At 43.1% G+C, this 26,257-nt stretch carries 27 protein-coding genes, 1 tRNA gene and 1 CRISPR repeat array; of the genes, 17 read left to right on the top strand and 11 right to left on the bottom strand.

The annotated features are described in order from the left end of the window. The first annotated feature begins 19 nt into the window (after positions 1 to 19). On the top strand, positions 20 to 559 hold the full coding sequence (locus tag AC6IZ0_RS18575; protein WP_497724326.1) for a J domain-containing protein: 540 nt from the start codon (positions 20 to 22) through the stop codon (positions 557 to 559). A gap of 27 nt (positions 560 to 586) precedes the next feature. After that, complete coding sequence (locus AC6IZ0_RS18580) at positions 587 to 853, top strand: DUF3143 domain-containing protein (RefSeq protein ID WP_271762949.1); 267 nt, start codon at positions 587 to 589, stop codon at positions 851 to 853. Positions 854 to 930: 77 nt separating this feature from the next. On the opposite strand, the gene AC6IZ0_RS18585 is transcribed toward AC6IZ0_RS18580, so the two are convergent. Further along, the gene (locus AC6IZ0_RS18585; protein ID WP_497724328.1) at positions 931 to 2,019 is read right to left on the bottom strand and encodes a glycosyltransferase family 4 protein; all 1,089 of its coding nucleotides are present in this window, start codon (positions 2,017 to 2,019) and stop codon (positions 931 to 933) included. A 1,003-nt stretch (positions 2,020 to 3,022) separates the two neighbouring features. Between AC6IZ0_RS18585 and AC6IZ0_RS18590 the strand changes: the two genes are divergently transcribed. The 4 genes from AC6IZ0_RS18590 (at position 3,023) to AC6IZ0_RS18605 (ending at position 6,379) form a co-directional block, all read left to right on the top strand. Beyond that, on the top strand, positions 3,023 to 4,867 hold the full coding sequence (locus tag AC6IZ0_RS18590) for a bifunctional serine/threonine-protein kinase/formylglycine-generating enzyme family protein (protein WP_497724330.1): 1,845 nt from the start codon (positions 3,023 to 3,025) through the stop codon (positions 4,865 to 4,867). Between the two features lie 34 nt (positions 4,868 to 4,901). Continuing rightward, a complete protein-coding gene (locus AC6IZ0_RS18595) occupies positions 4,902 to 5,387 on the top strand; it encodes a GNAT family N-acetyltransferase (RefSeq protein ID WP_271731559.1) in 486 nt (161 codons plus the stop codon). Positions 5,388 to 5,459: 72 nt separating this feature from the next. Beyond that, entirely contained in the window at positions 5,460 to 5,834 is a 375-nt protein-coding gene (locus AC6IZ0_RS18600; RefSeq protein ID WP_271731571.1) for an NINE protein, read from the top strand. 14 nt (positions 5,835 to 5,848) lie between these two features. Further along, positions 5,849 to 6,379 carry a ComEA family DNA-binding protein gene (locus tag AC6IZ0_RS18605; protein ID WP_271731558.1) on the top strand — a complete coding sequence of 177 codons (531 nt, stop codon included), beginning with the start codon at positions 5,849 to 5,851 and terminating at the stop codon, positions 6,377 to 6,379. A gap of 1 nt (position 6,380) precedes the next feature. Here AC6IZ0_RS18605 and lepB read toward each other — a convergent pair whose 3' ends face one another. Beyond that, entirely contained in the window at positions 6,381 to 6,953 is a 573-nt protein-coding gene (gene lepB / locus AC6IZ0_RS18610) for a signal peptidase I (RefSeq protein WP_497724331.1), read from the bottom strand. A 153-nt stretch (positions 6,954 to 7,106) separates the two neighbouring features. Here lepB and AC6IZ0_RS18615 point away from each other — a divergent pair, with 153 nt between their 5' ends. Then, a complete protein-coding gene (locus AC6IZ0_RS18615) occupies positions 7,107 to 8,705 on the top strand; it encodes a SpoIID/LytB domain-containing protein (RefSeq protein WP_497724332.1) in 1,599 nt (532 codons plus the stop codon). Positions 8,706 to 8,757: 52 nt separating this feature from the next. Here AC6IZ0_RS18615 and AC6IZ0_RS18620 read toward each other — a convergent pair whose 3' ends face one another. Next, a complete protein-coding gene (locus AC6IZ0_RS18620) occupies positions 8,758 to 9,057 on the bottom strand; it encodes a ferredoxin (protein ID WP_497724334.1) in 300 nt (99 codons plus the stop codon). A gap of 101 nt (positions 9,058 to 9,158) precedes the next feature. Beyond that, positions 9,159 to 9,470 carry a ferredoxin gene (locus tag AC6IZ0_RS18625; protein WP_497724335.1) on the bottom strand — a complete coding sequence of 104 codons (312 nt, stop codon included), beginning with the start codon at positions 9,468 to 9,470 and terminating at the stop codon, positions 9,159 to 9,161. A gap of 285 nt (positions 9,471 to 9,755) precedes the next feature. On the opposite strand from AC6IZ0_RS18625, the gene AC6IZ0_RS18630 reads away from it, so the two are divergent. Together AC6IZ0_RS18630 and map are read left to right on the top strand one after the other, a co-directional pair. Next, positions 9,756 to 10,754, top strand: a complete 999-nt coding sequence (locus AC6IZ0_RS18630; RefSeq protein ID WP_497724337.1) for a Gfo/Idh/MocA family protein — start codon at positions 9,756 to 9,758, stop codon at positions 10,752 to 10,754. Beyond that, the gene (gene map, locus AC6IZ0_RS18635; RefSeq protein ID WP_271731550.1) at positions 10,751 to 11,515 is read left to right on the top strand and encodes a type I methionyl aminopeptidase; all 765 of its coding nucleotides are present in this window, start codon (positions 10,751 to 10,753) and stop codon (positions 11,513 to 11,515) included. Before AC6IZ0_RS18630 ends, map begins: the two co-directional genes overlap by 4 nt. 38 nt (positions 11,516 to 11,553) lie before the next feature. Here map and AC6IZ0_RS18640 read toward each other — a convergent pair whose 3' ends face one another. Next, positions 11,554 to 12,045: a DUF1499 domain-containing protein gene (locus AC6IZ0_RS18640; RefSeq protein ID WP_497724338.1), complete on the bottom strand. Its 492-nt coding sequence runs from the start codon at positions 12,043 to 12,045 to the stop codon at positions 11,554 to 11,556. Positions 12,046 to 12,079: 34 nt separating this feature from the next. Between AC6IZ0_RS18640 and AC6IZ0_RS18645 the strand changes: the two genes are divergently transcribed. The 5 genes from AC6IZ0_RS18645 to AC6IZ0_RS18665 all read left to right on the top strand — a co-directional run bounded on the left by AC6IZ0_RS18645 (position 12,080) and on the right by AC6IZ0_RS18665 (position 15,451). Further along, positions 12,080 to 12,469: an Alr5209 family pentapeptide repeat protein gene (locus AC6IZ0_RS18645; RefSeq protein WP_497724339.1), complete on the top strand. Its 390-nt coding sequence runs from the start codon at positions 12,080 to 12,082 to the stop codon at positions 12,467 to 12,469. A gap of 41 nt (positions 12,470 to 12,510) precedes the next feature. Beyond that, positions 12,511 to 13,383, top strand: coding sequence for an S-methyl-5'-thioadenosine phosphorylase (locus AC6IZ0_RS18650; RefSeq protein WP_497724341.1), 873 nt, complete (start codon positions 12,511 to 12,513; stop codon positions 13,381 to 13,383). A gap of 78 nt (positions 13,384 to 13,461) precedes the next feature. Further along, entirely contained in the window at positions 13,462 to 14,325 is an 864-nt protein-coding gene (locus AC6IZ0_RS18655; RefSeq protein WP_497724342.1) for an AraC family transcriptional regulator, read from the top strand. Then, positions 14,312 to 14,416, top strand: coding sequence for an AraC family transcriptional regulator (locus AC6IZ0_RS18660; RefSeq protein ID WP_497724343.1), 105 nt, complete (start codon positions 14,312 to 14,314; stop codon positions 14,414 to 14,416). Before AC6IZ0_RS18655 ends, AC6IZ0_RS18660 begins: the two co-directional genes overlap by 14 nt. 78 nt (positions 14,417 to 14,494) lie before the next feature. After that, the gene (locus AC6IZ0_RS18665) at positions 14,495 to 15,451 is read left to right on the top strand and encodes an AraC family transcriptional regulator (RefSeq protein ID WP_497724345.1); all 957 of its coding nucleotides are present in this window, start codon (positions 14,495 to 14,497) and stop codon (positions 15,449 to 15,451) included. 1 nt (position 15,452) lies between these two features. Here the strand turns inward: AC6IZ0_RS18665 and AC6IZ0_RS18670 are convergent, their stop codons facing one another. The 3 genes from AC6IZ0_RS18670 to mnmA form a co-directional block, all read right to left on the bottom strand. After that, complete coding sequence (locus tag AC6IZ0_RS18670; protein WP_497724347.1) at positions 15,453 to 17,585, bottom strand: caspase family protein; 2,133 nt, start codon at positions 17,583 to 17,585, stop codon at positions 15,453 to 15,455. A 195-nt stretch (positions 17,586 to 17,780) separates the two neighbouring features. Continuing rightward, positions 17,781 to 18,965, bottom strand: a complete 1,185-nt coding sequence (gene sat, locus AC6IZ0_RS18675) for a sulfate adenylyltransferase (RefSeq protein ID WP_417006606.1) — start codon at positions 18,963 to 18,965, stop codon at positions 17,781 to 17,783. Between the two features lie 174 nt (positions 18,966 to 19,139). After that, on the bottom strand, positions 19,140 to 20,189 hold the full coding sequence (gene mnmA, locus AC6IZ0_RS18680) for a tRNA 2-thiouridine(34) synthase MnmA (protein ID WP_497724349.1): 1,050 nt from the start codon (positions 20,187 to 20,189) through the stop codon (positions 19,140 to 19,142). Between the two features lie 179 nt (positions 20,190 to 20,368). Between mnmA and AC6IZ0_RS18685 the strand changes: the two genes are divergently transcribed. Beyond that, positions 20,369 to 21,910 (top strand): NAD(P)H-hydrate dehydratase, encoded by a 1,542-nt coding sequence (locus tag AC6IZ0_RS18685; protein ID WP_497724350.1) that lies wholly within the window; start codon positions 20,369 to 20,371, stop codon positions 21,908 to 21,910. On the opposite strand, the gene AC6IZ0_RS18690 is transcribed toward AC6IZ0_RS18685, so the two are convergent. The 3 genes from AC6IZ0_RS18690 to AC6IZ0_RS18700 form a co-directional block, all read right to left on the bottom strand. Beyond that, a tRNA-Lys gene (locus AC6IZ0_RS18690) sits at positions 21,899 to 21,970 on the bottom strand. The two genes, AC6IZ0_RS18685 and AC6IZ0_RS18690, sit on opposite strands and share 12 nt — an antisense overlap. A 43-nt stretch (positions 21,971 to 22,013) precedes the next feature. Next, positions 22,014 to 22,622, bottom strand: a complete 609-nt coding sequence (locus tag AC6IZ0_RS18695; protein ID WP_497724351.1) for a hypothetical protein — start codon at positions 22,620 to 22,622, stop codon at positions 22,014 to 22,016. A gap of 214 nt (positions 22,623 to 22,836) precedes the next feature. Beyond that, entirely contained in the window at positions 22,837 to 23,436 is a 600-nt protein-coding gene (locus AC6IZ0_RS18700) for a thylakoid membrane photosystem I accumulation factor (RefSeq protein WP_497724353.1), read from the bottom strand. Between the two features lie 119 nt (positions 23,437 to 23,555). Here AC6IZ0_RS18700 and AC6IZ0_RS18705 point away from each other — a divergent pair, with 119 nt between their 5' ends. Continuing rightward, positions 23,556 to 24,893, top strand: coding sequence for a MurT ligase domain-containing protein (locus AC6IZ0_RS18705; protein ID WP_497724354.1), 1,338 nt, complete (start codon positions 23,556 to 23,558; stop codon positions 24,891 to 24,893). 239 nt (positions 24,894 to 25,132) lie between these two features. Further along, a CRISPR array of direct repeats spans positions 25,133 to 25,900; the repeat unit is 36 nt; unit sequence GTTTCCATTCAAATAATGTCCCCAGCGAGTGGGGAC. A 227-nt stretch (positions 25,901 to 26,127) separates the two neighbouring features. Then, entirely contained in the window at positions 26,128 to 26,253 is a 126-nt protein-coding gene (locus AC6IZ0_RS18710) for a hypothetical protein (protein WP_497724355.1), read from the top strand. The last annotated feature ends 4 nt before the right edge of the window (positions 26,254 to 26,257 follow it).

Here is a 26,257-nt window from a genome sequence, read left to right on the forward strand (position 1 = left end):
ACCAGAGTGAATCACAGCCGTGAGTCAAAACGGGAAACACCGACAAATCAGCAAGAATATAACCTATTATGCCCTGTTAGGATTGCATCCCTCGGCATCGGTCATTGATATTCGGCGGGCTTATTTGCAACTGAGTAAACAGTATCATCCAGATACTACAGTATTACCTGCTACAGTTGCTACTGCTAAATTTCAGCAAATTAACGAAGCTTACGCTACTCTCAGTAATCCTGAACGGCGTTTAAGTTATGATGTGAAAATCGGCTATTCCCGGTTTGGGGTAATTCAAGCACCAACGGATTTAAACCATCCGGTGCGTAAACCCTATGATTTCTCAAAGTCCATGTATCTCGATGCTAGCGATCGCCCCCTATCAGCAGGAGAAATTTTTGTATTATTTTTCTTGGTCTTAACCCTTGTGGGTTGTGTGTTAGTCGCGATCGCTGTTGCTGTTATTCGTGGTGAAACCAGCATACCTACCCAACTTAGCCAACCACAGATTACCCACATTTCTCAACTCCCGACTCCCGCAGAAATGAGGATGAATATAAACTTGTAAATTTTTAGTTGTTTTTCTAATTTTCCTATGCTTAGTGCCGATACACCTTTATATAGTCATCCGCTACCACAAATTGAAGAGTGGCTCAAAAACCAAGGCTGTCAACAGGATGAAAGCCAGTTACATTGTTGGCGTGTACAACGCCCTGGTTGGCAAGCTGAACTCTGGCTTGATATTGAGCAAATTACAGTCAGGTATATCAAATCTGGCGAAAATGAGCAAGATATCCAACGCTCGTTTAAATATTCTCTCAGCCGCGAAGATATAGAACAAGCTGTGTTTTCTGGTCCGTAAGATTCTTCTTTAATGGTAGGTAATTGGTCATGAGTTCAAATACATACCCATGCTCAACTACCTAAAAATTAACCATCCTAGCAATTACTGCTCATACCCAGACTAACTACATCTGGGATTTGACCATGTTTAGCAGATTGTCCTGCCAGAATTTGCTGATAAACTGCTTCATAACCATCGGTCATATGTTGTAGGCTAAAGTGCTGATTAACATACTCTCGGCAAACATAGCGGTCTAACTGCTTTACCTGATCAATGGCCTCAAGAAAATCTGCAACGTTATTGCAAAGGAAACCTGTTTTTCCGTGTTTAATGATCTCCACAGTTGACCCTAGTTTCATGGCAATCACCGGTGTACCTGCTGCCATTGACTCTACCATAACTAACCCAAAAGGTTCTCGCCAAGTGATGGGGAAAAGAGTTGCTACCGCACCCCCCATGAGAGCATTTTTCTGGATATGGTTCGCTTCACCGAGATACTCAATTTGTTGACCATCTATGTGTGGCTTGACTTCTTGCTCAAAGTATTCTCGATCAACTGCATCTATTTTACCAGCAATTTTCAAATGCCAACCGGTTTTTTGAGCAATGGCGATCGCTAGGTGTGTACCCTTTTCTGGAGATATCCGACCTAGAAACGCCAAGTATGGCGGATTATCCGGTTGGGGATGAAACTTATAACTATTAACATCAATCCCATTGTAAACCGTTGCTACATAATTTAACCCTAATCTGAGTTCCCTCTGGGAATGGGAAATACTCACAAAAGGTTGATGTTTACCATATTGAAACATTTTTTGATTATCAGGGGTAAAAATCCCGTGCAAGGTGTGAACCGTGGGTGTTTTAATCAGATTGGCATAGGGTAATGCTGAACAGCACACATGGGAATGAATAATATCAAACTCCTTAGCTCGCTCATAGACAAAGCCTAGTTGTAACATTTGGTATATATTAGGTTCCTTGACCTCCGGGTCGAGACGTAAAGCACGGGGATGAACTGATACTAGTTTCGCCAAGGTAATAGAATCTCCCGAAGCAAATAGCGTCACTTCATGTCCCCGTCTAACTAATTCATCGGTTAGTAGTCCTACGACTAACTCTATACCCCCATATGCTAGAGGTGGTACTCTCTCGACTAATGGCGCAACTTGAGCAATTCGCATTACATAACTCCTGCAAAATCAGATGAAAATGACATATCTGTGTGCTGTTTCATAAGTGCCTATAAAGGCTTTCATTAGTACTTTTTAATAAGCACATTAATTTAGATTGTATGTTTCATATCCTATATTTGCTTTCTACCTTAGTAGGGAAATATTGCTTTATTCAGAAGAGGAACTAAGTTATAGATGATTAAAATATCAGGAATCAAATTTTGATAATTTTCTGGAAAATGTTGCTCAAAACAGAGATTTTTTCGGCAAAATTCAATTTATTTAGATAACTTATTGATATTTTTTTTATGCTGTTATTTTTCTTCACACCAGCCTATAGTAATAGAGAGTTTATCTATCCTTCTCCCATAGGTAGGGGTACAATTCCAGTTGTCATCCCCCAAAAGTATGAAATTATGCCATTGACAATGTTAAGGTTTAATGGTATTAAAAACACATTGTGGATATAGCAATCCTAAATGATTCATGAACAATTTCTGTTCCCTGTTCCCTGTTCGGTGTGTTCCCTTTCCTCACTGATAATTTTTCAAGTCAAATAGGATGACTATATTGAGCGCAAAAAAAACAGTTAGACTGGAACCGCTCGGTTATCAAGAGTATTTGTAGCGATTATAACAACCTACTTAGAGAATTTTTTGTCGCTGCAGAAAATAATTGCAGGCTGATATCAATGGTGTGAGTATTCTGCTTTTGATAACAAAAAATAACCGGCATTATGTACAGAATTAACAAAATAAAGCACCCTTGACAAATTCAAGCCCTTTACAATATCATTGCTGTTGTGATCAAAATATCTCATCTCAAGACTAAGCCTATTTAAATAGGAACTATAACAGAAAACAGAATAAAATTATAAAATTTATGCATTTCTATCTTGCCATAAAAGTATATATGCATAGGCAATTTTATTCAAGGTTACTGTTCTAAATACGTATTCTGAATTTGATATTATTGGGGCTAAGTTTGGATAAGATGCTATTCCCTCCTCATTATGCAAATTTGCCAAAATCCCAATTGCTCTAATCCATTCAACCCTGAAGACAATAGATTTTGCATGAGTTGCGGACACAGTAACTTTGGCAAACTTCTGAGGAATCGCTATCGCGTATTGAGGCTTTTAGGAGAAGGTGGATTTAGCAGAACTTATGAAACTGAAGACGTAGATAGACTAAATGCTCCTTGCGTCATCAAACAATTTTTTCCTCAATTTCAAGGAACAATCCAACGTAATAAAGCAGCACAATTCTTCAAAGAAGAGGCATTTCGGTTGTATGAACTCGGAGAAAATCATACTCAAATACCGAGATTATTAGCTTATTTTGAACAAGGTTCTAGTTTGTACCTTGTGCAAGAATTTATACAAGGTAAGACTCTGTTAGAAGAGGTTCAGCAAAAACCTTTTAGTGAACAGCAAATTTACCAACTCTTAACTGATTTATTACCAGTTATCCAATTTATTCATGGTGCTAACGTTATTCATAGAGATATCAAACCAGACAACATTATCCGCCGCGAAAGTGACGGTAAACCCGTATTAATTGATTTTGGTGGTGCGAAGCAGGTAACACAAACAACCTTAGCTCGACAGGCGACGGTTATTTATACCATTGGTTATGCTCCTTCTGAACAAATGGCTGGATTTCCTTGTCATGGGAGTGATTTATATGCTTTGGGTGTAACTTGCGTGCGTCTGTTAACCCAATGTTTACCAATACAAAATACCTATGGACAGATCCATGATCCTCTTTATGATGCCATGAATGGTAATTGGTTATGGCAAAAAGAATTACAGAAAAAAGGGATGTATATCAACGATGACTTAAGCCGTATTTTAAATAAATTGTTGAAACATCTAGCTAGTGAAAGATATCAATCGGCTTCGGAAGTGCTAAAAGATTTACAGGATAGTAAAAAATCTGTTGTTGAACCAAAAATTAGCGAAATTATTTTACCTCAATTAATTCGATTACCATCCCTAGCAAAACAAATAAAACCCTCATTACCGCCTTTGCAAACTTTTAAATTTGAAGTAGTGACGGTAGATACAGCAGGTAGAGAAGTCAACCGCGATTTACCCACGGCTAAATTTTTTACCGAAAAATTAAACGAAATAGTCACACTGGAAATGGTTTTAATTCCCGGTGGTAGTTTTATGATGGGTTCCCCTGAATTTGAAGGAGATGCTGACGAACGCCCTCAACACAAAGTTACTCTCAAACCATTCTTTATGGGGAAATTTCCCATAACTCAAGGTCAATGGAAAGCTGTAACGGGTTTACCTGAAGTCAAACAAAGCTTAAACCCACATCCCTCGAAATTTAAAGGAGCTAATCGGCCTGTAGAAAACGTATCTTGGTACGAGGCTGTAGAATTCTGCGCTAGACTCTCAGAAAAAACCGGACGTAAATATCGGTTACCTAGTGAATCTGAATGGGAATACGCTTGTCGCGCTGGAACTACTACATCTTACCACTTTGGCGAAATGATTACCACTGATTTAGTTAATTGTAGTGGGGATAGTTATGGTATGGATGTAAAAAGCAAATACCGCAAGGAAACAACCGATGTGGGCAGTTTTGGCATCGCCAACGCCTTCGGATTGTATGATATGCATGGGCAGGTGTGGGAGTGGTGTGGTGATACTTGGCATAATAACTATTGTGGCGCGCCTGGGGATGGTAGTGTGTGGGAGGCTGGTGGTGACTTTCATCGTCGCCTATTGCGTGGGGGTTCTTGGAATTTTGCAGCCGAACTTTGTCGCAGCGCTAGTCGTAGCTGGAATGAGTCTGATGGTGGTTTGAGGATCTGCGGTTTTCGCGTGGTATTTTCTCCATGAATTGTGATTAATATGACTGTACCTGATAATTTGTATGTCTAATAATCAATGTCTGAATATTATTCAAACGACAGATATTGTAGATTTTATTCCGCTTTTAAAAGAGTTGGAGTTTGGGGATCAATTTAGTTTAGCTATGTTGAGGTGGTGTGGTATTGGCCAGCATGATGCCACTATTAGTTTCTGGGAGGTATATATTGCTAAGTTGGCGGCTGAATCAATCGGTGTTATGGGTCTTTATCAATTAAGTGATAGCCCCTCTCATGTTGTGTGGATGGGATGGTTTGGCTTGCGTCCACAGTTTTGCAGACAAGGACGGGGAACAATGATGATGGATAGGTTAATCGAGTATGCAGGGAGTTTTAAATTTCAAGAACTGTGGGTTTTTACCAATTATGATAATTTTGCAGCTATCTCGTTTTACGAAAATTATGGTTTTTTGCGCTTAGGTGAGGCTGTTGATATTTGTCCGGGTAAAACCCATGATTTATCAGACGTAATTTTGAGATATAGCTGGTAAAGTTCTCTGGAAACCACTTATTTGGGTTTAAACTTGACTGTAGAAAGTGCTAGTGCTAGGTGGATGGGAGATATGTTAACTAAACGCAAAAGTCGCAGCATTGCCGCTATTTTGGCTTTATCCGGTACGCTGACTATTTCAGGGTTACATAAGTTTTATTTGGGACAACCTTTTTGGGGTGTGTTGTATGTTTTGCTTTCCTGGACACCTATCCCTAAGATAGCAAGTGCTATTGAGGCGGTGTGGTATTTGGCACAGGATGAAGGGGCTTTTGATCGTCATTTTAATTTGGGTAGGTCAGCAGTGAATAATCCCATTTCTACAGGTAATCAGGTACAAGATATGGCTAAGGCTATGCGGGAGTTGGATACTCTGCGCCAAGATGGATTGATTTCTGAGTACGAATTTGAGCAAAAGCGCCGCCAGCTGCTAGAACAAATTTCTTGATGTCAGCAACAAATATGAACTGGCTACCTTTAAACCCTAAGTTACAAAAACTCCGCGCTAAACTCCTCAATGACCCTTATTATCGATTACAGTCCGGGGAGGAAATTGGTCTGGCGGTAAAATTGGGAATTCGCATTGATGCTAATCAAGCAACTGTAGACGATTGGTTACGCTTACCTGGTCTGTCCATTCACCAAGCGCGATCGCTTGTGGAACTTTCGCGCTCTGGTGTTAAATTTTATTGTATTGAAGATGTGGCGGCGGCTTTAGCTATGCCAATACAGCGATTAGAACCATTAGCGCCGCTACTGAGTTTTATTTACTATGATAATGAATCTCTAGATTATCCTCACCAGTTAGTTAATCTGAATACTGCCACCGTTGAGCAATTATTGCAAATTCCCTGGATGGATGTGTCTCTGGCGGAGGCGATAGTCCAAAATCGTCTATCAGCTGGGAGTTACCCGAACTTGGCGGATTTTCAGCGGCGCTTGGAGCTACCGGGTGAGGACATCGCCAAGCTGATGTATTTTCTCAGGTTTTGAGTCAAATTAAGCCTATGCGATCAAGGGGCCAAAAGCGAAATGCTGCGCGACCGATGATATTTTGTCTGGGTAAAAAACCCCAGTAGCGAGAGTCGTTACTATCGTTACGGTTATCTCCCATGACAAAATATTGATCTTGTGGAATTTGTACGGGGGGAAATGGTTGATTTGCGGGTTCGGCAATGTAGTCTTCTTTTAAGGGTTGACTGTCGAGGTAAACTTGACCGTTACTGACTTTGAGGATTTTACCAGGGATACCAATGATGCGCTTAATAAAGGCTTGGTCTTGGGGATATCCCCGGCGTTGTAGTTCTGCTGGGGGCTGAAAAACGATAATATCTCCCCTGGTGGGAGGGTGAAAACGGTATGAGAGTTTTTCTACCACTAAGCGATCGCCTGTATGTAAGGTAGGTACCATGGAGTCTGATGGTATATAGCGGGGTTCGGCGATAAATATTCTAATGATCACTGCTAAACATAGGGCGATGGCTATGAGAGTTAAATTTTCTTGCCAACTGCTCCATCCTTTTGATGAGGTAGTAGCTGGTTTGGCATCACTTTCGCGAACATTCATAAAGATTTCAGCTAGTTTAAATGGTGGGACAAATACCTTAATTATTTTGACCTCACACTTTTCTGGGCATGAAGGTGTTTTTTGACTTGATTAAGGTGGAAACATGACGAAAATCTGAGTAATGGTTAGTATTTTGGCATTGGTAAGAATCAGATGACTACTATGAAGTCTAGGTTATGGCGTTTTTCCGGCACTGCATTGACAACAGTTTCCTTGGTTTTCTTGACTGGTGCTTCAGCTGTTGAGAGCAAAAATCAGGATTTAGAACTGAGAATTGGCATTGTGCAACGATTTGGGGAGGATCCTCAAGTTAAGTTGCAACTGGAACCAACACCTGGCGATCGCTTACAGCTAAGATTTACAGCAGGTAATCAGGAAAAAACCCTAGTTACCCAAAACCCAGTCAAGCTAGAAACAGTCATGGAGTCCTTACCGAAGCTTGAGGTGGAGGAGGTAGTAGTTTTAGGCACGTACCGCACCTTTGAAACTGCAGAAGACAGTGCCAAAAGTTGGCGTTCCCGGGGAATAGAGGTGGAAATAGCCCAACCGGAAAGGTGGCAAGTTTGGGCGAAACGGGATGTTTATAATACTCCCTTACTGCGACGTTTACTATTCCAGAGTGTGCGGACTGCTGGAAAGGAGATGGCATATATCGACACTAAGATTTTACCAGAAGTACCCAGAGTTACTTGGGAAGTCAACGGCAAGCGTTACAGCCCAAATCATTTAGAAATTAGCACAAATAAACAATTAATTCGAGTCAGAAGAGGGGAGAAACTGGAAAATAATCGTTTATATCCAGGAAGACTGACTTTACAGCCCAACGCCTATGGTACATATACTTTAGTGAATGAAGTAGCTTTAGAAAGCTATTTGCGTGGGGTTGTACCTCACGAAATTGGTATAAATGCGCCCACTGCAGCGGTAGAAGCCCAAGCAATTCTCGCCCGCACTTATGCTTTAAGGAATTTGCGGAGGTTTGTCACTGATAACTATCAATTGTGTGCGGATACTCACTGCCAAGTTTATTATGGTTGGAGTGGAACCGCCCCCAGTACCGATCAAGCGATCGCCGCCACCAGGGGGATGGTTTTAACTTACAATAATCAGCTAGTGGATGCCCTGTATTCTTCCACTACCGGGGGCGTTACTGGCTACTTTAGTGATGTTTGGAATGGTGAAGATCGTCCTTATTTGCGCCCGGTAGTAGATGCTGCGACCAACTTGTGGGATTTATCTTTAAAGAGTTTAGCTGATGAAACCAACTTTCGTGAGTTTATTAATCGCCGGGAAGGATTTAACGAAAGTACCTGGAATACCTTTCGTTGGCACAAAGAGACTCCCATTGATGATATTAACCGACTCTTACAAAGATTCCTGGAAATCAAAAATAGTCCCTATGCCAAATTTAACACCGTTGAGGCTATGTCTATAGTCAAGCGTAGTCGCAGTGGGAGGATTCTGGAACTGAGGGTGAAGACAGATATCGGCACTTTTACCCTGGAGAAAGACGAGATTCGTAGCGCTTTTGCTGCTCCCAGAAGTACCCTGTTTTATATACAACCCCTCAATAAAGGTACAGCAGATTTATGGGGATATGCTTTTATTGGTGGTGGACTGGGCCATGGGGTTGGTTTAAGTCAGACCGGGGCGCAAAATTTAGCTAAATTAGGTTGGTCAAATTCGCAAATTTTACAATTTTATTACCCCGGTACTCAAATTCAAACTCTTAATACTAACATCCAATTTTAGCTTTACTCCTGCATACTCCTGCTGTTGCAGGAGTATGTCACACGGTGAACCCTTAGTATAGGTCTTCTTCTCTGTGGGTTTCGACGGTACAGTCAGAACTTGGTTTAGCAACGCAGGTGAGCACATATCCGGCTTCAATCTGCTCATCGTCTAGGAATGACTGATCAGATTGGTCAACAGTACCGCTGACAATTTTACCAGCACAGGTGGAGCAAGCACCAGCACGGCAAGAAAAGGGCAAGTCAAGACCAGCTTCTTCGGCCGCGTCAAGAATAAAGGTATCGTCGTCGCAGTTAATTGTTTGGTTTAAGCCTTCGGCTGCATTAATTAATGTGACTTTGTAAGTAGCCATTGAGTTATCCTCTCTTGTTGATAGCGCGTACTAAGCAGATTGTAATTCTTGTTTTTTGTGAGTTTCAATTGTGCAGTCTGAGGCTGTGTCAGCAACACAGATCAAGACATAGCAGATTGTAATTCTTCTTCTTTGTGAGTTTCAATTGTGCAGTCAGAAGTTGGGTAAGCAACACAGGTCAAGACATATCCGGCTTCAATCACGTCGTCGTCTAAGAATGATTGGTCAGCTTGGTAAACAGTACCGCTGACAATTTTACCACCACAGGTGGAGCAAGCACCAGCACGGCAGGAGTAGGGCAAGTCAATACCGGCTTCTTCGGCTGCATCGAGAATATAGGTATCGTCGTCACACTCAATTGTTTGGTTTAAGCCTTCTTCTTCATTAATTAATGTGACTTTGTAAGTAGCCATTGAGTTATCCTCTCTTAATTTGAACGGCAGTATAAGTTATCCTGAAATAAACCATAAGGCTATCTTTATGGGATGAGCCGCCGATTCTCCACTGCTTCAATTCTGATACTACGGGAAAAATTGCCGGTTTGAACTCAAAATCAACCCCGATTAGTAATGAAGTTTAGTTATTAAATAAATATAAGTTTATTTTATGTATTTCCCGGTCTGGGGTGCAAATATCGTACCTTCAGCCCAGGAGCAAAAACACAACTGTAAGGATCATGTATAATTCATAAGGCAGCTTTGGAAACAGCAAAAGTGCGTGTAGGCTTAGTTGGTACGGGATATGCAGCAAAATTACGGGCTGAAGCATTGATTGGTGATCAGCGAAGCAATCTAGTAGCGATCGCAGGTCATCAGCCAGAAAATACAGCCGCCTTTGCCCAAAAATATCAGGCAGAAGTGTTAAGTGACTGGGGAAAATTAGTAGAACGTGAAGATATTGATTTGGTGGTGATTGCGACAATTAACCGCGATCATGGTGCGATCGCTCGTGAGGCACTTTTACAAGGTAAACACGTAATTGTCGAATATCCTTTGTCTGTAGATGTGACGGAAGCTCAGGAGTTAATCACCCTAGCCAAGTCCCAAAATAGACTCTTACACGTTGAACACATAGAACTTTTAGGTGGCTTACATCAAGCTGTGCAGCAGAACTTAGGTGAAGTCGGCGATATTTTTTATGTGCGCTACAGCACCATTAACCCTCAGCATCCTGCACCCCGCAGATGGACTTATAACCATGAATTGTTTGGTTTTCCTTTAATTGGCGCTTTATCTCGATTACATCGTCTCACCAATTTATTTGGTAAGGTCTTGGCAGTCAACTGTCATCAGCGATATTGGCAAACAGAAGCGGACTACTATCAAACTTGTTTCTGTATCAGTCAACTGTGCTTTGAAAATGGACTGTTAGCACAAGTTGTTTATGGTAAAGGTGAAACCCTTTGGGAAGCAGAACGGAAACTAGAAGTTCACGGCGAAAAGGGTGGTTTAATTTTTGATGGTGATGGGGGAGTGTTGATTAAGTCTGGAGGACAAACACCTATAGAAGTTGGCACTCGTCGGGGTTTATTTGCTAAAGATACAACTATGGTGTTAGATCATCTTTTTTATGGCACCCCTTTGTACGTCACCCCAGAAGAAAGTTTATATGTCCTTCAGGTGGCTGATGCTATCCAAAGAGCTGCACAGACGGGTTTAACTATCTTTATCAAAGATTCAGCCGACGAAAATTTATGAAAACTCAACCAATTGTGATTTTATCTACACGGGAAATTGAAAAAATGCGTCAAGCTGGACGCTTGGCGGCCCAATTATTACAGCACCTGGAACCCATGGTTAAGCCGGGGGTAAGTACTCTGCAATTGAATGATGAAGCTGAACGCTGGACACAAGCCCACGGAGCCAAAAGCGCACCTCTGGGTTATAAAGGTTATCCTAAGTCAATTTGTACTAGTGTGAATGAGGTGGTCTGTCATGGTATTCCTAACGCCAAGCAAGTCCTGAAAAACGGGGACATTATTAATATTGATGTCACACTGATTGTTGATGGTTACCATGGTGATACGTCTAAAACTTTCTTTGTGGGTACTCCTTCCCCCAAGGCGCAGCATTTAGTGGAGGTGACGGAAGAATGTCGCCGTCTGGGTATTGCTGAGGTTAAACCGGGGGCAAAAATTGGGGATATTGGGGCTGCTATTCAAGAGTATGCTGAATCGCAAGGGTTTTCTGTGGTGCGGGACTTTGTGGGACACGGGATTAGTAATATTTTCCACACAGCGCCAGATATTCCCCACTATGGGACTAGGGGGAAGGGTAAACGTCTGCGACCAGGTATGGTGTTTACTATTGAGCCGATGATTAATGTCGGTACTTGGGAGGTTGAGGTGCTTAGTGATGGTTGGACTGCTGTGACTCGCGATCGCCAACTTTCCGCCCAATGTGAACATACTCTGGTGGTGACAGAAACGGGGGTAGAAATTCTGACTCGGGCTGATTGAGATACTCCCACGGCTTTAAGCTGTGGGATGACCTGAGATTAAATGTTTAAATCTTGCAAAGCTAAACGAATTTGCTCTATACGTCTGCGGTTGACACCTAAATCCGATTCTCCCACACGAGATGCGGAACGGGTATGAATCACTGGTTCATCACTGGGTAAATAAAATTCTACATCATCCACAAATTTAAAAATCCGGCTTTTGGAAAGAGCATGAATGTAATTATCTGTCTGTTCTATCACTTCTGTCCTGGGAACAACACTGAGGACTTTAAGTAAGGTTTTTCTGGCTGTGTCTCGGTCTACATGATAGGTGATGGGGTCAATGGCGTGTTTAGCATCGGCCTTTTGGCTGACAACACAGTTATTGCTGGGGGGACAAGGACTAAGTTGACCATTTTTAACTCCTAAGGTGGAAGTATCAGCCCAGGTATTGCCGGTAAAGAGTATACCAGTCATGACGGTGCAGAGAATCACCGTAGTGATCCGCCGCAGGAGTTTGTGGGTGAGATTGGCTAGCAGATGGGACATGGTAAATTTATGAGATGATCTGTGAGGTGCTTCTATGGCGGAAACAAATTCTCAAGAGAATAATATTAATACTACCTTGACTGTTTTAGAAAGATATGCGGCGGGAAAACGGGATTTTGCTGGGGTTAACTTAGGTAAGGCTGATTTGCCAGGTGTTGATCTCAAAGGATGTGACTTGAGTTATGCTGACCTGAGTGAAGCTAATCTGAATGGTGCTAATCTCAGAGGTTGTGACCTGAGTTTTGCTAACCTAGCTCAAGCTGATTTGCAAAATGCTGACCTGCGGGGTGCTTTGTTGTTTGCGGCGGATTTGCGTCAAGCTAATCTCACGGGGACGAAGTTAGCAAAAGCAGATTGCGATCGCAATACTCATTTTCCTGATCATTTTGATCTATTCTCAGTGGGATTACGAATACAAGATTAATACCAGTTATACTAATTATACTAAATTAAGGATGAGAGAATATGGCACTAGCTCGGATTGGGATTATTGGCGGTAGTGGTCTGTATAAAATGGCAGACTTAAAGGATGTAGAAGAATTAGAGATTAAAACCCCTTTTGGTTCCCCATCTGATGCGATAATTTTGGGTACGCTAGGTACAGAAAGAGTTGCATTTTTAGCGCGTCATGGTCGTAATCATACTTTACTACCTTCTGAGTTGCCTTTTCGCGCCAATATCTATGGGATGAAGCAGCTGGGGGTAGAGTATTTAATTTCAGCCAGTGCGGTGGGTTCCTTGAAAGCAGAAGCCAAACCCCTGGATATGGTGATCCCAGATCAGTTTATTGACAGAACTAAAAATCGGGTTTCTACATTCTTTGGGGAGGGAATTGTGGCTCATATTGCCTTTGGTGACCCGATTTGTGGCAATTTAGCTGGGGTGTTAGCCTCGGCGATCGCATCTTTAAATTTACCAGATGTGACACTGCATCGCGGTGGTACCTATGTCTGCATGGAAGGCCCCGCATTTTCCACGAAGGCGGAATCCCATCTTTACCGCAGTTGGGGCGCAACAGTGATTGGGATGACTAATTTACCGGAGGCGAAGTTAGCGAGGGAGGCGGAAATTGCCTATGCAACTTTAGCCCTGGTGACAGATTACGATTGCTGGCACCCGGATCATGATAGTGTGACGGTAGAAATGGTAATTGCTAATTTACAGCGTAATGCGGTGAATGCACAAAAGGTTATTCAAGAAACTGTCAGGCGTTTAAGCGCCAATCCCCCGGTGAGTGATGCTCATTCGGCGTTGAAATATGCGATTTTAACTCAGTTAGATCAAGCACCGGAGGCAACTAAACAAAAGCTGGAATTGTTATTACATAAGTATTATTAATACCATTGAGCTTTAAACTGTGAGACGATTGTGAAATAAATTATTTTAATTTAGCAATTACAATTTAAATCTCACCCCATGGTAAATCTACTCAACCAAGATTTGCACAAACCAGAATTATATCATCCCAGTGTTAATTCCCAGTTAAAGGTATATCCCCAGGAGTTTAATACCCTGATGAGGGTTTTACCCTATCAGCCCACTGTTTCCCACTCCCTGGAACCAGATCAAGTGATTATGCTGCACCATGATCAACTACCTCCCCATGAAGTCCCAGAACACTGTGTTAAGGGATATCAGTTTTTGGCCGTATTTGATATCAATTGCAAAACTGAATTAGAATGTCGGTTAGATGGTAAGCTATACCCCCGTAAACCAGTGGGTTATGGGGGTATAGGTATTTTTCCCGATGGTTCCTCTCACTGGGCTACATGGAATCAAGAGATGATGGGGATTACTTTGTTTTTTCTGAAAACGGAGTTGGTGAATGACCTGGCCCGGGATAGGATTACCAATGGTGATGTGGTAATGATTCCGCGCTCTGGTGTGGAGGATGGAGGGGTTTATCATTTAGGGATGGCTTTAAAGGCTGAACTAGCAGCGCCACCAGATTGTCAAACGGGGTCTGTTTATCAAGATACATTGATCAACGCCCTAGTGATGCGCTTGGTAAAGCACCATTCTAGCGCCGGTATTCGAGGGCGAAATCATCCTGGGGGTTTAGGTTTATCTACCTTAAAACTGCTCATTGATTATATTGAGGCCTATCTTGACCAAAATATCAGGTTGGCTGACCTAGCGGCACTGGCAGGTTACAGTCAGTCATATCTATGCAGTATGTTTAGGGAATCAATGGGAATCCCATTGCATCAATATATTATTCAGCAGCGGGTAAAACGAGCAGCACAGCCTGTTGCGCTCATCTCAAATGTTTTTAGCTGAGATTGCTGTATGCTGTGGATTTTATAGTCATAGTCACTTAACCCGGAATTTCAAGCGCGTTATGGGAGTCAACCCCAAGGAATATCGGTAGTTTAGGCGACTTGAAAATCAAAGTTGAAACTAGCCCAATTTTTGACATTTAATGCAATTACAATTTAAATCTCACTCAATGGTAAATATACTCAACCAAGATTTGCACAAACCACAATTAGATCATCATCCCAGTGTTAATTCCCAGTTAAAGGTATATCCCCAGGAGTTTAATACCCTGATGAGGGTTTTACCCTATCAGCCCACTGTTTCCCACTCCCTGGAACCAGATCAAGTGATTATGCTGCACTATGATCAACTACCTCCCCATGAAATCCCAGAACACTGTGTTAATGGATACCAGTCTTTGTCCGTGTCTGATATCAATTGCAAAACTGAATTAGAATGTCGGTTAGATGGTAAGCTATACCCCCGTCAACTACTGGGTTATGGGAGTACAGGTATTTTTCCTGATGGAGCCTCTCACTATGCTACATGGAATCAAGAGATGATGGGGATTACTTTGTTTTTTCTGAAAACGGAGTTGGTGAATGACCTGGTGCAGGATAGGATTACCAATGGTGATGTGGGAATGATTCCGCGCTCTGGTGTACAGGATGGAGGGGTTTATCATTTAGGGATGGCTTTAAAGGCTGAACTAGCAGCGCCACCAGATTGTCAAATGGGGTCTGTTTATCAAGATACATTGATCAACGCCCTAGTGATGCGCTTGGTAAAGCACCATTCTAGCGCCGGTATTCGAGGGCGAAATCATCCTGGGGGTTTAGGTTTATCTACCTTAAAACTGCTCATTGATTATATTGAGGCCTATCTTGACCAAAATATCAGGTTGGCTGACCTAGCGGCACTGGCAGGTTACAGTCAGTCATATCTATGCAGTATGTTTAGGGAATCAATGGGAATCCCATTGCATCAATATATTATTCAGCAGCGGGTAAAACGAGCAGCAGGCCTGTTGCGCTCATCTCAAATGTTTTTAGCTGAGATTGCTGTATGCTGTGGATTTTATAGTCATAGTCACTTAACCCGGAATTTCAAGCGCGTTATGGGAGTCAACCCCAAGGAATATCGGTAGTTTACGCGACTTGAAAATCAAAGTTAAAACTAGCCCAATTTTTCACATCCAATACATAGGAGTCTGTAGATGTGATGTTAGTTTCGGATGTGACTGCACTGGCGTTATGCAAATCCTGCAATAATAGTTGAGCAATTTCTAAAGGTTTCAATAATGCGCCAAAGGGTCTTTGGTCTGTGATGGGATACTTGGCTTTTTCTAAATATCCTAGTGTTTCCCTAAAGGGGGCGCTGCTAAACATCATTTGGTGTTCGCATTCGTAAGCTGGGGCTGGGATCATCCATTCAGAATCTGTGACACCTTTGGGTAATAACATGGTTTCACCAGGGGGAATAACTACTTGTTGGAATAGGGGTTTAGAGTTTAAGTATGTAGATTCTTCGGGGGATTGCCAAGGATAAAAGGCGATCGCATTGATGTTGTTTTTTAATCCCAGCACCATTAAGTAGATGGGTTGCTCGCTCTGATTTTGTAATCGGTACTGCATGCGGCTGCCAATGGGTACAATGGGATTACTCAGGGCTGTCAGCGGTAAGCTTTGTGCTGAAGTCAGAGAGCGTGTAGTTTGACGTTGCATGACAACGCGGGGTGATAAGTTGTGAATAATTTCCAGAGTAGCTTTGACTGGTAAGCGCGAAGAACCTTCATTTTCTGTGAGTCGCCATAACTTTGTTGCTAGCAGAGTTGGTAATTTCGGGATTAACCTTTGCACCACTAATTTTACCGCTTCCCCTGGTTCTCCAGATGTGTTAGCTATGAGTTTACCCCCTGTAGTAAATAAACCATAGCGACTGGGAGTTTCTGAGAGTTTACTAAATACACAATCTGCGGGTTGTTCTCCGGCGACTACGGTAGAAACATGGTCACTTCCCGCGAAGGCACTTGTGGCATCTACCCGTTCAATTCTTTCTAATCGTGTATCTAAACCCACTATTAAATTAACATTTCGTGGTAACACCCGCACAGCTTCTTGAAATACTTGTCCTACAAGTGGGGGAGTTTGTGGTAATATTTTAGATATCTGAGCTTTGGCTGTTAAGCCGTTGCGCGATCGCAGGATTAACTGTTCTCCTGTTAATAGGTTGAATCGGGAATTAGCGCCGTAGTGTTCTAAGACTTGTGGCGGTAGTCCGGTTAAAAATATTTGGGCTGTTTTCCCATCATCTTCTAGGGCTTTAATTACTCCCTCGCCGCCCACTGTGCTGTCTGGGAGGAGTAAATTATCGACGGTTAATGGTTTGAGGGGATTTTTGGGATCATTTAATAATCCTGGCTGCTGATTACTTCCGAGTTTATGCATATAGCTACCCACATGGGAAAGAGTGAAGTTAATTGTCAGTGGTGGTGTAGTTTCCCATAGGTATTGGGTAAGTGCGTAGGTAAATAACCCGGCGCTGAACCCGGAAAATAGTATTTCCCTGGCTAGTTGTTGAGGGTCAGCAGTAGCAGACAAGACAACTGGATAACTGGGGTTAGAGTTTTGAGTTTTGAGTTGTCGTAACAACTCTAGTTCTGCGGTTGCTAGTTGTGCTTGTGTTGATTCGGGACGGACGCGAATTCGCCAACCTATGGGCGGGATGCTGGTAGGACTGTGGAAGCTGGTATCTAATACTGCAGCCACTCTGTTTGTGGGTAGCGATCGCAATAATAATTCTACTGTTTCTGCTAATATATAGTTGACTATTTCGTTTTTTTGTGGTAAGAGAGGATCATAAGCTGGAACTAGAGCATTTTGGGTGGTATCTATAAAGTTACCGGATTTAATCCGAGTTCCATAGCCACTAAAGTGGAACAGGGCCACATCATCGGCTTTGACCCCGGCGAGGTGTTCTGTAAAAGCCGTCTCAATGGATTTCCTGGTAGCATCTTCATCAGTTAAAGTCAGGATGTCTGAGCTTTGAAAGCCGAACCGATGAATTAATAGTTCTTTTTGCAGTTCCACATCGGTGAGACAACCGGTTAAACACAGACCCTTTTGGTATTGATTAATGCCAACCAATAATGCTAATTTACGTTTACCAGACTGTGCCAAAGCTTGGGAGTAGCGATCGCTGAAAGTCAACAACTGAGCTTCAGTTATACCCAAGACCGCTAGTATAGAACCAATCCGTTGTAAAAAAAACCGCCGCTTCATGAAAACCTCCCAGGACACTCCCAGCTACCCTGACTACTTCACTATGACTTAGTGTTTTTGTGCCGCTGAGGCACAAAAACAAAGACACACAGATGAAAAATTACAATCAGCCGTCAGTCCTCAAATAAGAGTTTATAGGCCTGTGGGGTTGACTGTAAAGTTAAGCTTTATACAGTTTTGCGATTCACCCAGATATTAAGAAGATGCTTGTGCTTGCATTGTCCGCGCCAACTCTGCTGCAACTTCAGGACGAGAAAATTCTGGTGGTGGTAATTCACCCCGGCGCAGCATTTCTCTAACTTTAGTTCCTGAGAGGTGAACGCGCTCCTCTGGTTTACTGGGACTAGTTTTAGTTGTAGCCATTTGCTTGGTGCGTGTGCAGTAGAAAGCGTGTTCAAACTTCATAGGTACTATACCTAGTTCATTCGGCTCAAACTCATCAAAGATATACTGAGCATCGTAAGTGCCGTAATAATCACCCACACCAGCGTGGTCTCGTCCGACAATAAAGTGAGTACAACCGTAGTTTTTGCGGACTAAAGCATGGAAAATTGCCTCCCGTGGCCCAGCATAACGCATGGCTGCCGGATTAATTGCTAAAATCACCCTATCTTGGGGATAATAATGTTCTAGCAAGATTTCATAGCAGCGCATCCGCACATCGGCGGGGATATCATCTTCTTTTGTTGCTCCTACCAAGGGGTGCAAAAATAAACCGTCAACGGTTTCTAAAGCACACTTTTGGATATATTCGTGAGCGCGGTGGATGGGGTTGCGGGTTTGAAAACCGACGATAGTTTTCCAACCTTTATCCTTAAACATCTGTCGCGAAGCTGCTGGGTCGATTTGGTAGGCGGGAAATTGGCTATGGGGATGGCGTTCTAATAGCCAAATGTCACCCGCGAGATTTACAGAACCTTGGTTGTAGACTACCTGCACCCCTGGATGTTTAGGGTCATCGGTGCGGTAAACATGAATAGCCTCTTGGGTTTTATCATAGAGATACTTTTGCGTCAGTTGCAAAACTCCGATAAATTCACCGTTGGGGTTATCCAAACGGATGAGGCTACCTTCTGATAATGGGGCAGCAATTTCTGCTGTTACTGATAGTGTAATGGGTATTGACCATACCAGTCCATTCGCGAGCCGCATTTCTTGGACGACGCGGGTGTAGTCTTCTTGGTTCATAAAACCTGTGAGGGGACTAAACCCGCCGATAGCAATCATCTCTAAGTCAGAAACCGCCCGCGCATCAAGTTGTACTCGCGGTAAAAAGTCGGCTTTCGAGAGAAATTCTGCCTTTTGTTCTGGTGTAGCGATACGGTTAACCAATTGTCCACCGTGGGGTGCAATGGTATCTGGCTGTTGAGTCAACGTCATCCCCTTTTTCTTTTAACTGCGATAGCATAGCGTGGCGTCAGCCATATGCTTCAAACTATGTACTAACTTATCAAAATGCTGGTACTGAGTTTACAAAAAGTTCGTGATGGTTTGGCGTGATGTAGTTTTCTGTGTGACCATCCGCGCACAACAGCTTAGTTGAGGAATAGTAAATTATTGGTGAATAATTCCTCCACCTAGGAGTTTATCGCCCTCGTACCACACTGCGGCTTGTCCGGGGGTGATACTGAATTGCGGTTCATCAAAGACTAAACGCACACGGGAGTTTTCCAGGGGAATTACCGTGACGGGGGTGGGTGTAGAACGATAACGAATTTGTACCTGGGCGCGAATGGGTGTGGATGGTTCGGTAATGGAAACCCAATTTACCCGATTGACTGTGCATTCTGGTTGCGTTACTTGGGTGCGATCGCCTACGATAACTTTATTATTGACGGCATCTAATGAAATCACATACAGTGGTTCTGGTGCGGCGATTCCCAGCCCTTTGCGCTGTCCGATGGTGTAATGATGGATACCTTCATGTTGTCCTAATACTTTGCCGTTGGTATCGACAATGTCCCCTGGTTTTGGTGCTAGGTATTTATCTAGAAATTCCCGCATAGAGCCGTTACTTTCCACCAAGCATAAATCTTGACTTTCTGGCTTGTGGGCGGTGGTGAGTCCGTATTCTGCGGCGATGCGGCGGGTATCTGTTTTTTGTAGTTCTCCTAGGGGAAATACTGCTGCAGCTAGTAACTCTTGAGATAAATCATAGAGGAAGTATGACTGGTCTTTGTTGCGGTCTGCGGCTCTGAATAGTTGGTAGCGACGGGTATCCGGATCATAGTTAATTTGGGCATAGTGACCGGTAGCGATGCGATCGCATTCTAACTTCTCCCGTGCATACTGCACCATCGGACCAAACTTGACTGTTTTATTACACTCAGAACAAGGTAGAGGTGTAATTCCGCCGCTGTAACCATTAACCAAGTAATCAATGATATTAGTTTCAAAGACATCACGAATATCAACCACCTCATGGCGGATCCCCAATTGTTCACATATATCAGCCGCGTCGATCATTCCTTCGGAGCAACATTGACCCTTACCCTTCATCAGCCACAGGGTCAAACCGATGACTTCATAACCTTGATGATGTAGAATAGCGGCGGCGGTGGAACTGTCCACACCACCAGAAAGACCTACGACGACTTTTTGCATATTAGTTAAATGTTGTTAATCATGGGTTTCACTAACAGTGAGCAAAATTTATATATTGTTTATTATGGGTGATTTGGCAGAGATGAATTTGGCAATTATATCATTGTAGCACATATCTTGAAACCGTTACCAGACAAAGAATATAAAAAGCTGTAATCACCACTGAGGATTTCAAAGCCATGGAAGATAGACAAGAACTTGCACAGGTTGTCGTCACTGCTAGGGAAATGCGGGAAATTGAAGGGCGGATATTTGCAGCTGGTATGCCGGTAGCGGCTTTAATGGAAAAGGTAGGGGGGTTAATTGCTGCGCGGGTGCAGAAAGTTGCGGGTTCCCGTGTGGGGGTGTTAGTCGGTCCGGGTCATAATGGCGGTGATGCTTTGGTTGTGGCGCGGGAGTTGCACTGGTGCGGGTATGATGTGTGGATATATTCGCCTTTTTCTCGGTTCAAGGAGTTAACTGGTCAACATTTACAATATGCTCAGAGTCTAGGTATCCCCTGTTATCAAGAAATTGAGGAATTACCACATTGTGATTTTTTGATTGATGGGTTGTTTGGCTTTGGGTTAGAAAAACCAATTACTGATTCCCTGGCCTGGGCGATTAATCGCTTTAATGAATGGGAGCAGCCGATTTTGAGTATTGATATTCCTTCGGGTATACATACTGATACGGGTGAGGTTTTAGGCGCTGCTATTCGGGCGAGTCAGACATTTTGTCTGGGTTTGTGGAAGTTGGCTTTTTTCCAAGACCAAGCTTTAGAATATATTGGCAAGGCGGAGTTAATTGATTTTCATATCCCTGGGGTGGATGTGCAAGCTGTTTTAGGGAATGTACCCGCAATTAAACGCATTACCCCAACTCAGGCTTTGTCAGGTTTACCCTTACCCCGTCCACCAGTTACCCACAAGTATCAAGCTGGTCATTTACTGCTGATCTGTGGTTCCCGTCGCTATGGGGGGGGAGCAATTTTAACGGCTCTGGGTGGGCGTGCTAGTGGTGTGGGTATGCTTTCGGTGGCTGTACCGGAGTCTTTAAAGCCGCTGTTGGTGTCCCATTTACCGGAGGCTTTAATTATTGGCTGTCCAGAGACACAAACCGGAGCCATAGACTATCTGCAATTACCGGAAAATACTGATTTTAGTTCCTTTAGTGCGATCGCCTGTGGTCCTGGTTTAACTTTAGATGCGATTCCCATTGTCCAGGAGGTGATTGCTAGCGATCGCCCCTTAGTTTTAGATGCAGACGCTTTAAACATTCTAGCACAGATGGGAACCATCCCCACATTACAAAAACGTCAAGGGGCGACAGTTCTGACACCCCACGCTGGGGAATTTCGGCGTTTATTCCCCCTTCTTCCCGACCCCAAGGGAGATAGAGTTAAAGCAGTGCAAGCAGCAGCAGCCCAAACTGGGGCTATAGTCTTATTAAAAGGAGCGAGAACTGCCATATCCAACCCCCAGGGTGGGATTTGGATTAATCCTGAAAGTACCCCGGCTTTAGCTCGGGGTGGTAGTGGGGATGTCTTGACGGGGTTGATAGGGGGACTGTGGGCGCAAACTGGAAGTAAGGAAACTCCCGTGGAGGATATTGTGGCTACTGGGGTTTGGTGGCACGCTCAAGCGGGGATTTTAGCCGCCCAAGAGCGCACAGAAATGGGTGTCGATGCTTTTACCTTGACTGGGTATCTGATGAAAGTTCTTTCAGAATGGGTGACCTGAGATTCGAACTCAGAACCAGCGGATTAAGAGTCCGATGCTCTACCGTTGAGCTAGTCACCCATAACTTCTGAGATTATATCACATTGGTGGTAGATTGGCAAGCCTAACCAATGGGATGATTGCCGGGGTTGACAGCGTGAATTTGTTCACTACCGGATTGGGGTCTACCTCGTTTGTAGCGCGCTGCTTCTGGGTTACCCCATCCTAGTTGCAAAATCATTTCTAGAAAGTTAGAATTTTCCCACTTCCATAAACTTGCCCATTCTGTGGTTTGAGCAATTCTCTTGACATCATACTGGTAAATTTTTTGGTGTTGTTTATTGTTGTTAAAACTCAAGTATAAATCCATCCCTACAGTGACTTCATGCCAAAATTCTAATATGGAATTTTTCCCTGCTTTAATAATTTCTAAGTCGCTGCTGAGGGAAATTAACTCTGGGTCAACTTCTGGATAGTGTAAGGTTTTACCTTTGACTGTGATTTTTTGCCAAACAATACCAGATACCTGATTTTCTCGTTGATATGTGTGAATGGCCGCTTGAAAATCTTGATAGGCGGTGAATTTTTGCAGCCCATCAGTTCTGATAAACTGGTCAATGACAGGATTACCAGAAACTGTCACCTCTAATTTAAGGCGTTTCCCTGTGAGACAAGCTTGGCGTTCATTTGCCAAGATTTTGATTAGCTCTTCGGTAGTATAAACCTTTGACATCAAAACACACTCCTAACTTGTGAAGATGGTAGATGTTTCAGGTTGGTGTTTCTGTTCTTAAGAAACAATAGTGATGATGTTGGTTGATTCTAATATAGTCTTTTCCATGCTCGTGAGTTACAAACTTTTTTAGTTTGAGGGAACACCGGAACAGGGAACAGGGAACAGGGAATAGGGAATTGGTGTGGACTTCATGAGCCTGAAAAAGGCTTTATTATTGCTTAAAAGCGCGGGTAGACCTTGGCCTACCCTGAAAGTTATTGGTTAATTCACTACTAAACTCGTTGAATGAACGTCGCTGCAATGGTAAAGATTCAGAACGTGGTAATAAATCAAACACTTCTCTAAATTTATCGTCGATTTCTGCGTAAGGGACTTGACCGGTTTTATTTAACAGCACTTCACCTGATTGATTGAAAACTACGACCTGGGGAACCGCGCCAGAATAGTAGTATCCTGGTTCTGTGGGTTCATAGCTAGATTTTACAGGAATAGTATCTACATCTATGGGGATAATTTCCGCTGCTCGTCCGTAGAATTCCTGGACTGTGGATATGGAGATGGCATATTCTTTACAATCTCTGCTGTCATCAATGTAAAAGGCTAAAAATACCGGTTTATGTTCTTCTAAAGATTTGGCTAAACTTTGTCTGGGGGGAACCAGTGAACCGTTACCAGCATAAACCACGAAAATGTTACCATCATAAACATCGTCATTGATGCCGGCAAATGCAGGTTGTATATTGATTATTAATAGACAAGCAAGCAAGAAGAGGCATTTTTTCAGTAAAAAAACAAGCTTTATGCTTTTCATCCCAGAGCACCTTACAATTAATTTTCGTCGGTTTGTGCGGAATTAGTCCAACTAAACTGGATATATAATTACATTTACGCACTATTTTCTAAAATAACAGCCAGAGTTAGGTTACGGATGTGGGAAATAAAATTAAACTCATAGATAGACTGCGACTAGGTTTGGCGGTATCGGTGGCTAAAGCTGTAACTTTTATAGTGCGATCGCTGGGTCTGGGTGCTGCTAGTGTATTACCAGGGTCTATTGCGCGTCGGATTGAACCGCGGTTGTTGCGGTTGTTGAGTCAGCAAGTTAAAAATGGTATAATTGTCATTGCTGGTACTAATGGCAAAACTACCACGGCTCTGCTGTTATGTGGTATTTTAAAACGCCAAGGTTACCGCATTGCCCATAATTCCACAGGCGCAAACTTGGAAAATGGCTTAATGACGGCGTTGATGGAAAATGCTGACTTTCTGGGAAGGTTAAATGTTGACTATGGGATTCTAGAAGTAGATGAGAATATTGTACCCAAGGTTTTACAGCCTCTCCAACCCAGAATCATTCTGTGTTTAAACCTATTCCGTGACCAACTGGATAGGTATGGGGAAGTAGACACTATTAGTAAGCGCTGGACAAAGGTAATTTCTACCCTCCCTCTGGAAACGGTGGTAATCCCCAATGCTGATGACCCGACTTTATCTTACCTGGGTCAGCAACTACCCCAAAAGGTGTTATTTTTTGGGATGAATGAACCAGAACAGTATTTAGAAGCTATTCCCCACGCTGTGGATTCTATTTATTGTCCGAGTTGTGGACACTCTCTAGATTATCAAGGTGTGTATTTGTCTCACTTGGGAGATTTCACTTGTCCCCGATGTGGTTTTAGTAAAAGTCAACCTAGTCTAGAAAGTCGTGAATGGTCACAGATTTTAGTAGGTTTATATAATAAGTATAATACCTTGGCAGCTGTGACGGCGGCGCGAGAGTTGGGGGTTGATGAAGGGATAATTCAAGAGACTATTAATAATTTTCAAGCTGCTTTCGGTCGGGTGGAGGATTTGGTATTTAATCATAAACGGGTGCGGATTTTGTTATCTAAAAATCCGGTGGGGACTAATGAGACAATTCGGGTTGTTACCCAAAGCGATGATAGCACCACCTTATTAGTGTTAAACGATCGCACCCCTGATGGTACTGATGTATCTTGGATTTGGGACGTGGATACAGAAAAACTAGTCCAACGGGGAGGGACTTTAGTAGTGAGTGGCGATCGCGTCTATGATATGGCTTTACGTCTGCGCTATAGTCAGGAGTTAAACCAGAGTAACTTAAATTTGATTGTAGAGGAAGATTTGGCGCAGGCGATCGCTACGGCGTTACAACACACCCCAGAAAATGAAACCCTGCATATTCTCCCTACTTATTCGGCTATGTTGGAAGTCAGAGAGATTCTTACAGGGAGGAAAATTCTTTAAGCTTTTGGTTAGCTTCACTTTAAGGGGATGGGATAGCACCTGGGTGGGTAAGATCCCCGAGTTCTTAGATAATTTGCATAATCTCGTATAGTTTGTGCTGAAGTCCGGGATCTGTGTGACTCCAAGATCATGTGGTAAGATCCCCGACTTCTTAGATAATTGGCATAATCTCATATAGTTTGTGCTGAAGTCGGGGATCTGTGTGAATCAAGCGGAAAAATCTAAGGCGATCGCTGCGTGTTTCCATTCAAATAATGTCCCCAGCGAGTGGGGACTTTGACAAAAAGCCTTCTGTTAAGCCGCATGAAAGTTTCCATTCAAATAATGTCCCCAGCGAGTGGGGACTTCCCTCTTTCCAAGACGATCAAATCAAGGTATGTAGTTTCCATTCAAATAATGTCCCCAGCGAGTGGGGACTAAATGACTACGAAGATGATGAATACGTTGATGTTGATGTTTCCATTCAAATAATGTCCCCAGCGAGTGGGGACTAGCTTACGCTAGACAACTTTGCCCCAGAGTGGGGTCGTTTCCATTCAAATAATGTCCCCAGCGAGTGGGGACGAGCAGCTTATCTGCGTCATGCCAATGGAGCGTTTAACCCGTTTCCATTCAAATAATGTCCCCAGCGAGTGGGGACGCACAAGTACCAAACGATGGGTGCTTGGGGGTACTTTGGTTTCCATTCAAATAATGTCCCCAGCGAGTGGGGACATTAGAAGTCAATGGTAAAGTAGCCGATTTTGATCTACAAAGTTTCCATTCAAATAATGTCCCCAGCGAGTGGGGACGTAATTTCATCAAATAAAAAGGAGTGATTTGAGTTATGTTTCCATTCAAATAATGTCCCCAGCGAGTGGGGACTCTTGTCTACGGAAACGGTAGAAGAACTAATAAGAGTTTCCATTCAAATAATGTCCCCAGCGAGTGGGGACCCCAATTTAGAGGTATATGCCTCTCCAATGGATGACGTTTCCATTCAAATAATGTCCCCAGCGAGTGGGGACCCCTGCATTCTAAACCATTACCCTGTAAGAAGTCTAGAGGCAGTTTCCGAAGTTCAGAAAAAGCGATGGCTGAAATGGACTTTACCCCAGTCTGTCAAAGGCTCAAACCCTTATACAGCAAGCGACCGAGCTTCAGAACATTAGAATCACTATTTCAGCTATTTTGATTGAACTTCGGTAATAGTTAACTGGTGCATTAAAACAGCACTTAGGCAATGTTAAAGGCGATGGTCTTAACCTCTGACCCGTCACCCGTCAACCGTCAACGGTCAACAGTCAACAGTCAACAGTCAACAGTCAACAGTCAACCGTCAACCGTCATAGCACTTATAATCAAATCAACCTATACGTAAACTT

It is taken from the genome of Anabaenopsis sp. NIES-4685 (assembly GCF_059725405.1).